This window comes from Kangiella spongicola (genome assembly GCF_003194565.2).
In the GTDB taxonomy this organism is placed as follows: Bacteria; Pseudomonadota; Gammaproteobacteria; order Enterobacterales; family Kangiellaceae; genus Kangiella; species Kangiella spongicola.
Window position 1 is genome coordinate 90,792 of sequence record NZ_QICH01000002.1, and the last position, 14,232, is coordinate 105,023.

The following is a 14,232-nucleotide window of genomic DNA, read 5'->3' on the forward strand; positions in this document are numbered from 1 at the left end:
GGGTTGGCATGGACTTAATAACCGCAGTTATCATTCTCGCTGTGCTTGGCCTTATATTTGGCGGAGTCCTTGGCTTTGCATCGATTAAATTCAAAGTCGAAGGCGATCCTATCGTCGAGCAGATCGACGATATTTTACCGCAAACCCAGTGTGGTCAATGCGGCTATCCTGGCTGTAAACCTTACGCCGAAGCGATCGCTAATGGCGATGAAATCAACAAATGCCCTCCTGGCGGCGAAGCTGGCGTGAAAGCTTTGGCTGACTTGTTAGGGCGAGAAGTAATTCCGCTTGATGAAGAGCGTGGTGAAGAAAAACGACCAAGCGTAGCTTACATACGAGAAGACGAATGTATCGGCTGCACCAAATGTATTCAGGCCTGCCCTGTGGACGCGATTCTTGGCGCGCCAAAATTAATGCATACAGTTATTATCGACGAATGCACTGGCTGTGATTTGTGCGTCGAGCCCTGCCCCGTGGACTGCATTGATATGATAGAACTGCCACAAACCATTTCTACGTGGAAGTGGCAACAGCCCGAGCAAATGATCCCAATTAAACAAGTGGAGGCGAACTAATGGAACGTTCAAACTTCACGTCTGAAATAGCAATTTTCGAGATTCCAGGTGGCGTACATCCTGAAGAGCACAAACTGCAATCTAACCAAGCAGAAATACGTCGCTTACCTTTGGCCGATGAACTCGTCATCAACTTAAAAGGCCAAGCAGGCAACCGCTCGCTACCTGTAGTTAGTGTTGGCGACAAGGTTCTGAAGGGCCAAATGATCGCTGAATGTGATGGCGTGTTTAGTGCTTATCAGCACGCGCCAACCTCTGGCGAAGTGATTGCGATTGAGAAACGTACTATCGCCCACCCTTCTGGCCTCGACGATTTGTGCATCGTGATAAAGCCAGACGGCGAGGACACATGGGCTGAGTTATCGCCTGTTGAAAATTTAGAAGATCTGTCAGGTAAAGAGCTGTCAGGTAAAGAGCTCTCTCGTGAAAAAATCCTAGCGCAAATATTCGAAAAAGGTATCGTCGGCCTTGGCGGAGCTTCCTTCCCAAGTCATATCAAACTGAAGCAAAAAGACAATATTCATACGCTAATTATCAACGCCGCTGAGTGTGAGCCTTACATCACTTGCGACGACAAGCTACTGCAAGAACACGCAGAAGAAGTCTTGAAAGGTGCAGAAATCATCAGCAAGCTTTACCATGATATTAAGATCATTGTCGGTATCGAAGATAACAAACCAAAAGCTATCGAAGCCTTAGATTCAGCTCGAAAAAGCTTAGAGCTCGACAGTATTAAGCTAGGTATTGTCCCCACTAAGTACCCGAGTGGCGGTGAAAAGCAGCTCATCCAATTATTAACAGGCCAAGAAGTGCCGCATGGCAAGCTGCCCGCTGATCTTGGGCTAGTGATGCATAATGTTGGTACTTGTTTTGCAATTTACCAAGCAATAGCCCTTGGCAAACCATTGGTCGAGCGACTCGTGACATTAACTGGTGAAGCTTGCCAGGAGCCAGGCAACTACTGGATACCCTTTGGTACGCCGGTTCACCATTTAGTCACAGCCACAGGATCAACAAATCCAAAACGCTTAATCATGGGTGGCCCCATGATGGGGTATGAATTACCGAACGACCAAGTTGGGATCGTTAAAGCAACTAACTGCATTATCATGTCGGCTGACGGTGAGCTCGGAATGGACAAAACCGCTTTGCCATGCATTCGCTGTGGCAAATGTATGGATGCTTGCCCTGCTTCATTACTGCCACAACAGCTTTACTGGCACGCTCAAGCAGACGAGTTCGACAAAGCGGAAGAGTATGATTTGTTTGACTGTATCGAGTGTGGCGCTTGTGCCTATGTTTGCCCAAGCCATATCCCCTTGGTGCAATATTACCGTTACGCCAAGTCGACCATCCGCAATAATCGAATTGAGAAAAGCAAAGCCGAAAAGGCTCGTGAGCGCCATGAGGCACGACAGGAACGGTTAGAGCGCGTTAAACGAGAAAAAGCCGAGCGTCATCGTAAAGCCGCCGAGGCTCGAAAAAAAGCCGCTGCTGAAGCAGGTAAAAAAGATGCTAAAAAAGCCGCCGTACAGGCTGCTCTAGCTCGCGTAAAAGCTAAAAAAGAAGCACAAAAAGCAACTGATGATAATCAAGATGGGGAGTCTTAAAAGAACACTATGAGTATATTATCATCGCCTTTTGCTAAGAAACCGAACTCCGTCACGCAGATGATGCTGTGGGTTGTCATCGCTACCCTGCCAGGCCTTCTGGCTTTACTCTATTTTTTCGGCTTCGGCGTACTATTCAACTTAGTCATAGCCTGCTCTGTGGCATTAATAACCGAAGCGCTGATACTAAAGCTCCGCAAAAGACCCATCGCCCCCATTTTGTGGGATGGCAGTGCTTTCGTTACGGCTTGGCTCTTAGCTTTAGCTTTACCACCATTGTTACCTTGGTGGATGACCGTATTAGGCACCAGTTTTGCCATAGTCTTCGCTAAACACGTCTACGGCGGGCTCGGTAATAATATCTTCAACCCAGCCATGGTTGGCTATGTACTATTATTGATCTCGTTTCCACTTGAGATGACGACGTGGTTACCACCACAAGAACTTGCGGCAAATCCAGTTGGTTTTATTGAAGCTATCAGTATTATTTTCACAGGTGCCGCCTCAGATCCAGCCATTGTCGATTCGTTAAAACAGGGCGTTGATGGCTTCACCATGGCGACGCCACTCGATCACATCAAAACAGAGTTGGCACAAGGCTATCGAATCCCAGAGGCTGAGTCTGCCGCTATTGTTTCAGGGCTTTCAGGCGTTGGTTGGCAGTGGGTCAATTTAGGCTTTTTGGCCGGTGGCTTAGTGTTATTATTTAAGCGCATTATCGGCTGGCAAATTCCAATTGCGGTTTTATTGGGCATGGGGCTCGTCTCGCTGCCGCTATTTTTCGCCAATAGCGATCACTATCTATTCCCTATGTTCCATGGCTTTGCTGGCGCAACCATGCTCGGTGCATTCTTTATCGCCACAGATCCCGTAACCGCTTCGACCACACCCAAAGGTCGTTGGATCTTTGGACTGGGTATCGGCGTCATCACCGTCTTAATTCGCACTTTTGGCGGCTATCCAGACGCCATTGCCTTTGCGGTTTTATTGATGAACATGACTGTACCCATGATTGACTATTACACAAAGCCTAGAGTCTATGGTCATAAAGCTAATAAGGGTCATGGAACAAAGAAGGGGCACGACGAGAAAACAAGCGCAATCAAAGCAAAAGGAGCCAACTAATGTTAGGTAAAGTCATTAGTAAAAACGCACTAATTCTTGCCGCTTTTGCTGCAGTCTGCGTGGGGCTTATCGCCATCACCTATTATATTACTCGAGACACCATCGAGGGCGAAATGAAGGCTGCACTAGCCAGAACCCTGGATCAACTAGTGCCAGCGGATCGATACAATAATGATGTGCATCACGACTGTACCTTAATTCCAGCAAATTCGGAGCTCGATAATAAAAGCCCGCGACAAGTCTACAGAATGTTTAATGATGACAAGCCAGTGGCACTCGTCATGGAAACGGTCGCCCCAAATGGTTACAGTGGCAAAATCAGTATGGTACTCGGTGTTTATTATGATGGCACCATTGCAGGCCTTAGGGTGACAGACCACAAAGAAACCCCGGGGCTTGGTGATAAAGTCGATGTGAATAAAAGTGACTGGATACTTGGCTTCGAAGGCAGGTCGCTCTCTAATCCGGCGATCGAGAAATGGAGTGTCAAAAAAGACGGTGGCGACTTTGAAGCGTTTACTGGTGCAACCATTACTCCTAGAGCCGTTGTGGGTCAAATATCGAAAACCTTGCAGTATTTCGAGAAACATAAAGACGAACTGTTTGCCGCACCTAAAAATTGTACTGCCAATGATGGGGGCGACAAGTGATGCTGACTCTTACAATCAACTCGTCATTACGAGGAGTGCGGAAGCACGACGCGGTAATCTCACAAAGTAAGTTAAATACTCTTTGCCGAAAAACTCCTTCATCAAACCTGTTTTACGAGAAAGGTTGCTTTGCACTTAGAAAAAGTATTTGGATAAGCTAGTATTATGGCCGATATAGATAACAAAACGATTATTAAAAACGGTTTATGGGATAATAATCCAGCATTAGTGCAACTGCTAGGTTTGTGCCCTCTTCTCGCCGTTAGTAATACCTTCATCAATGGCTTAGGGCTTGGTCTTGCGACGTTATTGGTATTGGCAGGTTCAAATGCTTCAGTTTCACTAGTAAGGAACTACATCCCCAAAGATATCCGTATTCCGATCTTTGTCATGATGATTGCAAGTTTTGTGACAAATGTTGGCCTATTGATGCACGCCTTTACCTATGATTTATACCTAACGCTTGGTATTTTTATTCCGCTTATCGTAACTAACTGCGCCATAATTGGTCGCGCCGAAGCGTTTGCCTCCAAAAATGCTTTCTTCCCTTCTTTGCTTGATGGCTTGATGCAGGGCTTAGGTTTTACCGCAGTGCTCTGTACGTTAGGGGCGTTACGCGAAATCGTCGGCCAAGGCACTCTATTTTCAGGTGCGGAGCAATTGCTAGGTAGCTGGGCCAGTAGCCTTGAACTATCGTTCTACATTACCGATGCTAAATTCCTCTTTGCCATATTACCGCCTGGCGCTTTCGTCGCTTTAGGTGTGTTAATAGCCATAAAAAATATCATCGATAGCAAAGCTGCCGAAAAGGCAAAACAACGAACCAATAATCAAAACATTAGCGGAGACGTAGTCACTAATGAATAAAGCTAAGCGCCAAGAAATCTTTGAACGTTTGCGCGACCAAAACCCTAATCCGGAAACTGAGTTAGAATATAACTCCACATTTGAATTACTGATCGCCGTAATCTTATCGGCGCAAGCAACAGACGTTGGCGTAAATAAAGCGACGCGTAAACTATTCCCTGTGGCCAACACACCAGAAGCTATCTATGCACTAGGAGAAGAAGGCTTAAAGGAATACATCAAAACCATTGGACTTTTTAATAGCAAAGCTAAAAACGTCATCTCTTGTTGCAAAGATCTCATCGAGAAGCATAACTCAGTCGTACCCGATAATCGTGAGGACTTGGTGGCTCTAGCGGGTGTTGGTCGAAAAACCGCGAACGTCGTGTTGAATACTGCATTTCGCCAACCTGCCATGGCAGTCGATACTCATATCTTCCGCGTTTCAAACCGCACCAAAATCGCTCCTGGCAAAACCGTACGTCAAGTCGAGGATGCTTTACTAAAGTTCGTGCCTAAAGAGTTCTTACTAGATGCACACCATTGGCTTATTCTGCATGGTCGCTATACCTGTATTGCCCGTAAACCTCGCTGTGGCTCGTGTATCATCGAGGACTTATGTGAGTTTAAAGGCAAAACTTCAGACTAAAAAACCTTAAATCAACAAGTTACAAACTGTACAATTTGATACAAACATTATATTTAACTGCTTAGCTGTTTAATTAATAATCAATCCGTGATCTTTCCGAATCGTCTGATATACTAAGGCGCTTGATGTGATAAATCTCACATAATTGGGTCGTATCTATTTGCCTAAAACATATTATAAGTGTGCAAAGATATAGTATAAAACGACCAAGAAACTGAATTCATATCCTAACGATAGGAAAGACGCAATGATTAGAAGCATGCTACTGGGGGTAGGTTTCCTGGCATGGAGCTTGGGAGCTATAGCAAGCAAACCCTATATCGAACATAAGTATCAATACACACAGCCTAATGGCGACGTCGTTACCATCATCCTTAACGGCGATGATTACTTTGGTGAGCAACATAGCCTCACAGGCGAGTTAGTCATGTATGACCCCACAGTAGGTGGAATGGTCTACGCCGAGGTTAACGCCGATCGAACACAACTTATCTCGACCGGTGAACTCGTCAAATCACACGATTTTGATCCCTACTCCGGCCGCTATATCCGACGAAAAGGCCTAACCCCCCCTAAAAAAGAAGAAAAGTCGAGCGAAAATGAAAAGGAAAAGATGGGCGAGGAAACTCAACAACAAAGCATCATCTTAAAAACTCGTGAGCAAGAGCTTCAAGAAAGAGCCACACAGGTTACAGGTTCTGTTAAAGGTTTAACCCTTATCATTCAGTTTCCAGATCATTCAGGAAGCATGACGCAGGCCCAAGTCAATACCTTCTTAAATGGAACCAATTATTCTGAGTTCGGCAATGCAACATCTGTCCGCGGCTATTTCAGTAACGTCTCTAACGGACAACTTGATTACAGCAACACTGTTACTCAATATTACACCGCCAATCATAACAAAGCCTATTACACCGATGACAATTTCAACTCAACAGTACGTTCGCGAGAGCTTATCACTGAGGCTTTAAACTGGTTGGAATCTAACCAAAACTTCGATTTCTCTACGCTTAGCACAGATACCAATGGCAAAATCATCGGATTAAACATCTTGTATGCCGGGGGCATAGACAGTTCATGGGATAAAGGTTTGTGGCCACATATGGGTAAGCTAATACCTTCTTTCTGTGCTGATGGCGTTTGCACCGACAAGTACCAGATTAGCAACATGGGCGAACAATTAGAGCTAGGCCCATTTGTTCATGAAGCAGCCCACCAGCTCTTCCACTGGCCTGATTTGTTCGACTACGACGGCTCGTCTTATGGCTCAGTTGCAGGTTTTGGCCTTATGGGACTCGGAGTTGCGGAAACAGAAACCAAGCTTAATCCCGTACAGCCTAATGGTTATTTCAGATACTTAGCTGGCTGGCTATCTGCGATCGAATTAAACCCACAATCTAATCCTGATGCAGTGAGCGGCGCTCTTACTCATAATGCCAACGACAGCTTTATTTATCGCTGGTCGAACCCAAGCAATCCTGGCGAAGCTTTCTATTTAGAAAGCGTACAACAGTCAGGACAAAACCAGCAGGTGCCAAGCTCGGGTTTAGCAATCTGGCATATAAATCCAGACGGCAATAACAATGATGAAAACCTACCCTTCGTCCAGCTTGAACACGCTGATGGAAATAGAGACCCAGAAAACAAGGTAAATACAGGCGATGCAGCAGACCTGTTCACATCGGGTTTATTTGACTTTAATGCCCCCAACACAAGCGAAACCAATTCACGCTGGGTAGATGGCACTGACTCTTCGCTAATAGTTAAGGATATTAGCATTAACGGTGATACTGCTAGCTTCACTATAGGCAGCGAAGAACAGCAAACAAACCACTACAACTACACAGGGTATATCAGCCACCAAGACGTTAAAATAGAGCCCAATGGTAGCTGGTTTTACACCTACGGCGGTAACTTCACCTTCGAGCTCGAAGGTTCAGCCTACACCGACTTCGACCTCTATTTACAATATTGGAACGGGCAGCAGTGGACTTACATCGCAGCCTCACAAAGCTACGCCTCTAGCGAAAGCATCCAATACAACCTAACCGCAGGTTACTACCGACTACTAGTCCACGCCTATCATGGCTCTGGATACTACGAAGTAACCATCTACTAAGGATCAGCACCTTAACCAAACAGAAAGCCTGTAACCGCAGGCTTTTTTTGTTATTAATTATTAGGAATTAGGTATACTTCTCCCCCTACTTACACCCGAATACTAAAACAAAATACGTTTGTCATCCTGGAGTTAATTTAGGATCTTACCAGACTAGAAACCATATAAAAGTACGACGCCAGCTTTACAGTAAACAGAAAGCCCCACTATCGTCGTTGCGAGACTACGCAGTAGTCGAAGCAATCTCGCTCTTAGACCATAACCGAAATTATCAACTAGAAATCACATCGAAAACTTCACAGTAAACGCCCTTGAGTGTAATCCCCTCCCCGTCGTTGCGAGACTACGCAGTAATCGAAGCAATCTCGCTCTTAGACCATCTCCGAAAGAAATCATCTAAATGCACAAAGCCAGCTTCACAGTAAACGGCAAGGGATTACTTCGTCGTGATCCGCACTCCTCGTAATGACGAGTATCTTTTAATTACCAACAACGAACTCCACCGCCTTACCACGATCACAATGATACGAGAAGTTAGAGTAACGAAGAAATCTTAACCAAACAGCCTGCAACGTTAAATCCAACGATAATAGCCCCCGTCGTTGCGAGACAACGGAGTTGTCGAAGCAATCTCGCTTTTCATTACACTAAATGACAGGCTCTAGCACAACAAATGTACTCTGCTTCCCAATTTCCTGCAGGCACAAAAAATGCCGCATTAAGCGGCATTCTTTTAAATTTGGTAGTCGGCAAGTTAATGCTCCTGCAAAACTTGCATTCCCGCAATCCTAGCGGTCACGAATGGATTACTTCGGGCTAAAGCCCTTGCCCTAACGGGCCAGACTAAAGTCTGTTCATAACGCTCCGCGTTTAGTCAAACCACCTTCGGTGGTCCTCATCCACTTTTACATAAACATAAAAAAGCCGCACAAGTGCGGCTCTTTAAAATTGGTAGTCGCGAGTGGATTCGAACCACCGACCCCCACCATGTCAAGGTGGTGCTCTAACCAACTGAGCTACGCGACTATTTTGAGTTCGGGAATTCTACCACAAGATTGGGCTGTTGCAAGTTTAAAAAAACATATTTTCACTGGCCCTAGTGCAAAACACTGGTACTTTTAGAACGCCACAAATAGTCAACAATCTCACTGCTTGGTTGATAGTCAGCTGGAGCCTTCAACAATATCTCTCGTACTTTCTCTTGGTCTCCAGCATCACAAGCTTTCATAAGCTCTGTAATCAATCCACTCAACTTATTCCATGGCAAGCTTTTTTCCTTTGCTGTCATAATTCGAGGGTGTTCAGTTTCACTAACGTTATCACCGATAAGCAACTCCTCATATAGTTTCTCACCCGGCCTTAGCCCAGAGTAAATAATCTCGATATCTCCATGAGGATTTTCTTGGTTTTTAATCTGTAATCCCATTAGTTTGATTAGATTTATAGCAAGGTCAACAATTTTAACTGGCTCCCCCATATCTAGCACAAAAACATCGCCCCCCTTACCCATAGCACCTGCTTGAATAACTAACTGAGCAGCCTCAGGGATAGTCATAAAATAACGGGTAATATCTTTATGTGTTACGGTTACAGGGCCCCCTTCACGTATTTGCTTTTCAAAATGAGGGATTACTGAACCAGATGACCCTAATACGTTTCCGAAGCGAACCATGGTAAAGCGAGTCTTCGACTGTTCTGATGCTAGCGCTTGAAGAACAAGCTCTGAAAATCGTTTAGTTGCTCCCATAACATTTGTCGGCCTTACCGCTTTGTCAGTCGAAATTAAAACAAACTGCTCAACACCCGCTGTTATAGCTGCTTGGGCCACACACATTGTCCCTAATATATTATTTCTGATCCCCTCATTAATATTGAACTCAACTAATGGCACATGTTTATATGCAGCGGCATGATAAATCGTCTCTACACCAAACGCCTTGAGCACAGAGTCAACTTTCAATTTGTCTTGAACTGTTCCAAGTACCTGCCGTACTGGGATCTCAAGACCTTTGTTACGTATAGCCTGTTGAAGCTCCATTCCTATGGCATATAAAGCAAATTCGGAGCTTTCGAAAAGTACTATTTGTTTTGGATTAAGCCTAATAATTTGGCGACATAATTCAGAACCAATGGAGCCCCCCGCACCAGTAACCATAACAACTTTGCCTTTTATATCTTGATGCAACAAGGCTTCATTTGGGGGGACAGGATCGCGACCAAGCAAGTCTTCTATGGAAACATTTTGGAACTCGTCAATTTTCATTTTCCCTTCAACTATATCCTTCAATCCAGGAATCGTCATAACGGGTATGTTGTATTTTTGTAGATCAGTTAAGATTTCCTTTCTATGGGTAATGCCAATACTTGGTAAAGCTAAAAGAATTCTATCAACGCTGTATTTATTGATTACACTTTCTAATTCAGAAGGTGGGTAAACTTTAAGCCCTCTGACTACTACCCCATGCAAATCTGATTTATCATCTATAAAAGCAACAGCATGGTACTCATGGCCATTTGCTGTTGTCTCAGCCAACTGTCTGCCAGCGGCACCAGCACCGTAAATTAAAACTCTTGTTTTTAGCCTATCAAACCTCATCGTATGATAAGCGCTGATTATAAAGCGCGATCCACTCAATGTAATATAAACAACTAAACCATACATTACCGCTGTAGATATATTATATGCTTCAAGGCCAAGAACTTTAGCGAACGAGTAAAAAAACAAAATGGATAAAACTGATATGTATAAAACCAGTAGTAATATTCGGAAGCTAACAAAACGAGTTGCCACTTTATACAAGCCAAGCAAGATAAAAGAAGCCAAACAAAAAACGACCAAGCCCAAATAATGCAAGTAGTTAATTTCAAAATCTATAGCATCAACTAGATTCATAGATAGGTAGGCCGACATACAGTACGAGAACGTCAGTACCATAAAATCCAGAGATAAAAGGATTAAAAGCTTTGCTTTACGAGGTAGCTCGCCAAGTTTTGAGAATGCTTTATCTATCATAAAGTGTGGCCATTAATGCTAATTACTTTTGAGCTTGCGTCATAACATCGTTAATTACAGTACAAGTCTTTTGAATTTCTTCGTCGGTTAGAGTTGGATGCACTAAGAACATCAAGCTCGTTTCACCCAGCTGTTTTGCGTTAGGTAAACTCTGCTCGGGGCGCCAAGGCGTATTGTCAAAAGCTTTCTCTAAATACACTTCTGAGCAACTTCCCTGAAAACAAGGCACATCACGAGAAACGATTTCGTCAACAATACGATCACGGCTCCAGCCATCTTTTAATTGACTCGGCTCAACAAACGCATAAAACTTATATTGAGCATGAAGCATACCATCTGGAGTCCGAGGAACTCGAACCACCGAAAACTCAGAGCAAACAGATTGAATCCTAGTCGCATTCTCATTCCGCCGTTTAGTCCACTCCTGCATACGAGTCAGCTGAATACGACCAATAACCGCCTGCATTTCAGTCATGCGCCAGTTAGTACCAAAGCTTTCGTGCAACCAACGAAATCCTGGCGCGTGCTCTCGCTCATAAACAGCTTCGTAACTTTTCCCATGGTCTTTAAAGGACCACATTTTTCGCCATAACTGTTCATCATTAGTCGTCACCATGCCGCCTTCTCCACCAGTAGTCATGATCTTATCTTGGCAAAAAGACCAACAGCCGACATGACCAATCGAGCCAACCGAACGACCATTATACTTAGCACCATGTCCCTGAGCACAGTCTTCGATGACATAAAAACCGTGCATCTCAGCCAGTGCCATAATCGGATCCATATCTGCTGGGCGCCCAGCTAGATGCACAACCACAACAGCTTTCGTCTTATCCGTAATAAAAGGCTCAATAGTATGAGCTTCAATATTCTGACTATCCAAATCAACATCAGCAAACACAGGAGTCGCTCCAGTGTTCACCACCGATGAAACCGAAGCCAAGAAAGTTCTAGGCGTTACAATAACCTCATCGCCTTCGCCTAAACCAAGCGCCTCGAGTGCAACATCAAGAGCAACCGTGCCATTCATCACAGCAACCGCATATTTAGAGTCAGCAAACTCAGCAAACTCATTCTCAAACTCTCGACACTCAGTACCAGTCCAATAGTTAACTTTGTTCGATAAAACAACTTTACTTACAGCATTAGCTTCTTCTTCAGTAAAAGAAGGCCATGGAGAAAAATTAGTATTTAACATGTTTTTCCTATGAATTAGTTAAGAGTTGCACACAACAGTAGCAGGAGCTCCAAAAGCTGTAACATACGAAGGAATATCTTTAACAACAACACTACCAGCACCAATAACCGTATTGTCACCGATAGATATCCCCTGTCTCACCTGACTTCCCATTCCTACCCAGCTTCCGCTTCCAACGTAAACATTTCCAGCCAAAGCACTGTTTGGACTTAAGTGACAATAATCAAGAACCTCGCAATCATGCTCAACGATAGCACCCGAGTTAACAATCCCGCCTTTTCCTACTTTAGCAAAAGCATTAATAACAGCACCAGGAAATACAACCGTACCCGACTTTAGGCTTGCATACTGACTAACCGTGGCACTAGAATCGATGAGTACAGGTAATTTAAAACCTAACTCGGATAACGTCTCAAGTTTTTGCTTCCTAACCGCATTATCACCTATAGCAACAGCTACTTGGTATTCTTTGCGGTCCAGTTCAAGAAGGTCGTCAAAAGTACCATCAATAGACCAATGCTCTAGTGTTGCCTTACTGGGGTATGCATCATCAAAAAAGCTCACTGTATAGCCTAGCTTCTCAGCTACATTAGCTAAAACTTTACCATGCCCACTGGCCCCTAAAATTGCTAGCTTAGTCATTATGGTTACCTTTAAAGTGCTCCATAGTTACATTACCATCTGCACTAATACCTTCACGTACAAATACCTTTTTAACGGTTAAAAAAAGTATTTTCATATCTAACATGAAACTTTGGTTATCAACGTACCAAACATCATATTTAAACTTTTCTTCCCAGCTAATAGCATTGCGCCCATTAACCTGCGCCCAGCCTGTAATACCAGGCCGAACTTCGTGACGACGCGCTTGTTCCTCGCTATATAACGGCAAATACTTGACTAACAAAGGGCGCGGCCCTACTAAGCTCATCTCACCTTTTAATACATTCCAAAGGCCAGGTAACTCATCTAGGCTAGTGGAGCGTAGGAAACTACCAAATGCAGTCATCCTTTCACTGTCAGGCAAAGGTTCGCCATCAGCATTATAAGCATCTCGCATCGTGCGAAATTTTATCATTTCAAAGGTTTTACCATCTTTTCCAGGCCGAACCTGCCGAAACAAAACAGGAGAGCCAAGTTTAAAGCGAATTAACAATGTAACTATCAATATAACTGGCATCAGAAGAATTAAAGCTATCAAAGAAACTATAAAGTCAAACAACCGCTTCATTGATTAGCTCCCGTTACCCATGCAACCCACTTATCCGCTAATTCATAACGATTAAACTCCCGCTTAGCTAAGGCCTTAGCATTTTCACCCATTTTGGGTAAAGCTGCTTTATTATCTGCCGCATGTTCTAGCGCATCAGCAAATGCAATCGGATTATCTGGCTCAACTGAATAGCCACAGTTGTGCTCAGTAATCATACCAGCTAACCAGCCTGGGTAATTATTTAGAACTGGTAAACCCGCAGAAATATAATCAAAAAACTTATTAGGTGAAGTACCATAATAAAAGGCAGGAATATTTGACAATAGTTGTAAACCAACATCAGCGCACTGCATTAGCTCAGCTAGCTTGGCTTTATTTACAGGGTCATGAAAGATCACATTATCTAGCTGCTCAGACTTTGCTCTTGCTACAAGTTGCGATTTCAGCTTGCCTTGGCCTACAAATACAATTTTGATATCTGTTCTACCGCGTTTTTTTAGTACACTGGCCGCATTTAGCGCTGCATCTAAACCATTTGCCATACCATGTGTCCCAGTAAAAATAGCCATAAGGTCTGACTCTGTAACACCTTCGGGTCTCCATGGTAAAACCTCTTGGCCAAAAATACTCAAATCGCAGCCATTAGGAACTAAGGCCACTTTATCTGCTGCTACGCCACGTTTTTTTATGCCTTCTACAATGCCAGGTGATAACCCAATACAACGATGAGCACTTCGATACGACATCCACTCTAAAGCCGACATCATTGCTAATACCGCTGGATTAGTAATCACGCCCATTTCTTTAGGTAATTCAGGCCATAAATCACGTACTTCAAAAACAAAGGTTTTACGGCGGAACCAGCGAGCAAAAATACCAGGAATACCAGCAGTTAAAGGTGTAGTAGTTGCAAATACCACATCATATTTGTGACTCAGTGCTATTCCAATACTTTTTAAAGCAAATTTTGAGAAGGTTGAAGCCCGTTTAATAAATCCATCAGCATTTGAATAGGCTAAATCAAATTCAATAATATTAATGCCTTCAACTTGGCCTTGCCTTTTTCCCCTAATAAAATCTACAGTTAAACCGGTATTACCACCACCGTAGCTACCGCACACCATAGTCACATGATGGCCATGTTTAATTAAACGTTTAGCCATCTCGTATGAACGGATACCTGTAGATCCTTGTGGGGTAGAAAAGTGCTGGTGAAAATATAGAATTCTCATAG

The 14,232-nt window shown here is 43.8% G+C and carries 12 protein-coding genes and 1 tRNA gene; 7 read left to right on the top strand and 6 right to left on the bottom strand.

From position 1 onward, the window contains the following. The first annotated feature begins 8 nt into the window (after positions 1-8). From rsxB to DL796_RS06060, 7 genes are all read left to right on the top strand, one after another. Positions 9-575, top strand: coding sequence for an electron transport complex subunit RsxB (gene rsxB, locus DL796_RS06030; RefSeq protein WP_110200820.1), 567 nt, complete (start codon positions 9-11; stop codon positions 573-575). Further along, entirely contained in the window at positions 575-2,185 is a 1,611-nt protein-coding gene (gene rsxC / locus DL796_RS06035; protein WP_110200821.1) for an electron transport complex subunit RsxC, read from the top strand. Before rsxB ends, rsxC begins: the two co-directional genes overlap by 1 nt. Positions 2,186-2,194: 9 nt before the next feature. Continuing rightward, positions 2,195-3,310 carry an electron transport complex subunit RsxD gene (gene rsxD, locus DL796_RS06040; protein WP_110200822.1) on the top strand — a complete coding sequence of 372 codons (1,116 nt, stop codon included), beginning with the start codon at positions 2,195-2,197 and terminating at the stop codon, positions 3,308-3,310. After that, positions 3,310-3,960: an electron transport complex subunit RsxG gene (rsxG, locus tag DL796_RS06045; RefSeq protein ID WP_110200823.1), complete on the top strand. Its 651-nt coding sequence runs from the start codon at positions 3,310-3,312 to the stop codon at positions 3,958-3,960. The genes rsxD and rsxG overlap by 1 nt, the downstream gene beginning before the upstream one ends. Positions 3,961-4,125: 165 nt before the next feature. Then, a complete protein-coding gene (locus DL796_RS06050; protein ID WP_110200824.1) occupies positions 4,126-4,827 on the top strand; it encodes an electron transport complex subunit E in 702 nt (233 codons plus the stop codon). Continuing rightward, complete coding sequence (gene nth / locus DL796_RS06055) at positions 4,820-5,455, top strand: endonuclease III (RefSeq protein WP_110200825.1); 636 nt, start codon at positions 4,820-4,822, stop codon at positions 5,453-5,455. The genes DL796_RS06050 and nth overlap by 8 nt, the downstream gene beginning before the upstream one ends. 247 nt (positions 5,456-5,702) lie before the next feature. After that, positions 5,703-7,574: a M6 family metalloprotease domain-containing protein gene (locus tag DL796_RS06060; RefSeq protein ID WP_110200826.1), complete on the top strand. Its 1,872-nt coding sequence runs from the start codon at positions 5,703-5,705 to the stop codon at positions 7,572-7,574. A gap of 949 nt (positions 7,575-8,523) precedes the next feature. Here the strand turns inward: DL796_RS06060 and DL796_RS06065 are convergent. From DL796_RS06065 to DL796_RS06090, 6 genes are all read right to left on the bottom strand, one after another. Further along, positions 8,524-8,600: transfer RNA gene (locus DL796_RS06065), tRNA-Val, on the bottom strand. A gap of 70 nt (positions 8,601-8,670) precedes the next feature. Then, positions 8,671-10,587 (bottom strand): nucleoside-diphosphate sugar epimerase/dehydratase, encoded by a 1,917-nt coding sequence (locus DL796_RS06070; RefSeq protein ID WP_196597971.1) that lies wholly within the window; start codon positions 10,585-10,587, stop codon positions 8,671-8,673. Between the two features lie 22 nt (positions 10,588-10,609). Beyond that, positions 10,610-11,785 carry a DegT/DnrJ/EryC1/StrS family aminotransferase gene (locus DL796_RS06075; protein ID WP_110200827.1) on the bottom strand — a complete coding sequence of 392 codons (1,176 nt, stop codon included), beginning with the start codon at positions 11,783-11,785 and terminating at the stop codon, positions 10,610-10,612. An 18-nt stretch (positions 11,786-11,803) separates the two neighbouring features. Continuing rightward, a complete protein-coding gene (locus DL796_RS06080) occupies positions 11,804-12,427 on the bottom strand; it encodes an acetyltransferase (RefSeq protein WP_110200828.1) in 624 nt (207 codons plus the stop codon). After that, positions 12,420-13,016 carry a sugar transferase gene (locus DL796_RS06085; RefSeq protein WP_110200829.1) on the bottom strand — a complete coding sequence of 199 codons (597 nt, stop codon included), beginning with the start codon at positions 13,014-13,016 and terminating at the stop codon, positions 12,420-12,422. Before DL796_RS06085 ends, DL796_RS06080 begins: the two co-directional genes overlap by 8 nt. Further along, the gene (locus DL796_RS06090) at positions 13,013-14,230 is read right to left on the bottom strand and encodes a glycosyltransferase family 4 protein (protein ID WP_110200830.1); all 1,218 of its coding nucleotides are present in this window, start codon (positions 14,228-14,230) and stop codon (positions 13,013-13,015) included. The genes DL796_RS06085 and DL796_RS06090 overlap by 4 nt, the downstream gene beginning before the upstream one ends. Positions 14,231-14,232 lie beyond the last annotated feature (2 nt).

Excerpts from the sequence above, each read along its gene's own strand:
- rsxC (WP_110200821.1), top strand. The coding sequence starts at position 575 with ATGGAACGTTCAAACTTCACGTCTGAAATAGCAATTTTCGAGATTCCA.
- DL796_RS06075 (WP_110200827.1), bottom strand. The coding sequence starts at position 11,785 with ATGTTAAATACTAATTTTTCTCCATGGCCTTCTTTTACTGAAGAAGAA.
- rsxB (WP_110200820.1), top strand. The coding sequence starts at position 9 with ATGGACTTAATAACCGCAGTTATCATTCTCGCTGTGCTTGGCCTTATA.
- DL796_RS06090 (WP_110200830.1), bottom strand. The coding sequence starts at position 14,230 with ATGAGAATTCTATATTTTCACCAGCACTTTTCTACCCCACAAGGATCT.
- DL796_RS06080 (WP_110200828.1), bottom strand. The coding sequence starts at position 12,427 with ATGACTAAGCTAGCAATTTTAGGGGCCAGTGGGCATGGTAAAGTTTTA.
- rsxD (WP_110200822.1), top strand. The coding sequence starts at position 2,195 with ATGAGTATATTATCATCGCCTTTTGCTAAGAAACCGAACTCCGTCACG.
- rsxG (WP_110200823.1), top strand. The coding sequence starts at position 3,310 with ATGTTAGGTAAAGTCATTAGTAAAAACGCACTAATTCTTGCCGCTTTT.
- DL796_RS06070 (WP_196597971.1), bottom strand. The coding sequence starts at position 10,587 with ATGATAGATAAAGCATTCTCAAAACTTGGCGAGCTACCTCGTAAAGCA.
- nth (WP_110200825.1), top strand. The coding sequence starts at position 4,820 with ATGAATAAAGCTAAGCGCCAAGAAATCTTTGAACGTTTGCGCGACCAA.
- DL796_RS06050 (WP_110200824.1), top strand. The coding sequence starts at position 4,126 with ATGGCCGATATAGATAACAAAACGATTATTAAAAACGGTTTATGGGAT.
- DL796_RS06060 (WP_110200826.1), top strand. The coding sequence starts at position 5,703 with ATGATTAGAAGCATGCTACTGGGGGTAGGTTTCCTGGCATGGAGCTTG.
- DL796_RS06085 (WP_110200829.1), bottom strand. The coding sequence starts at position 13,016 with ATGAAGCGGTTGTTTGACTTTATAGTTTCTTTGATAGCTTTAATTCTT.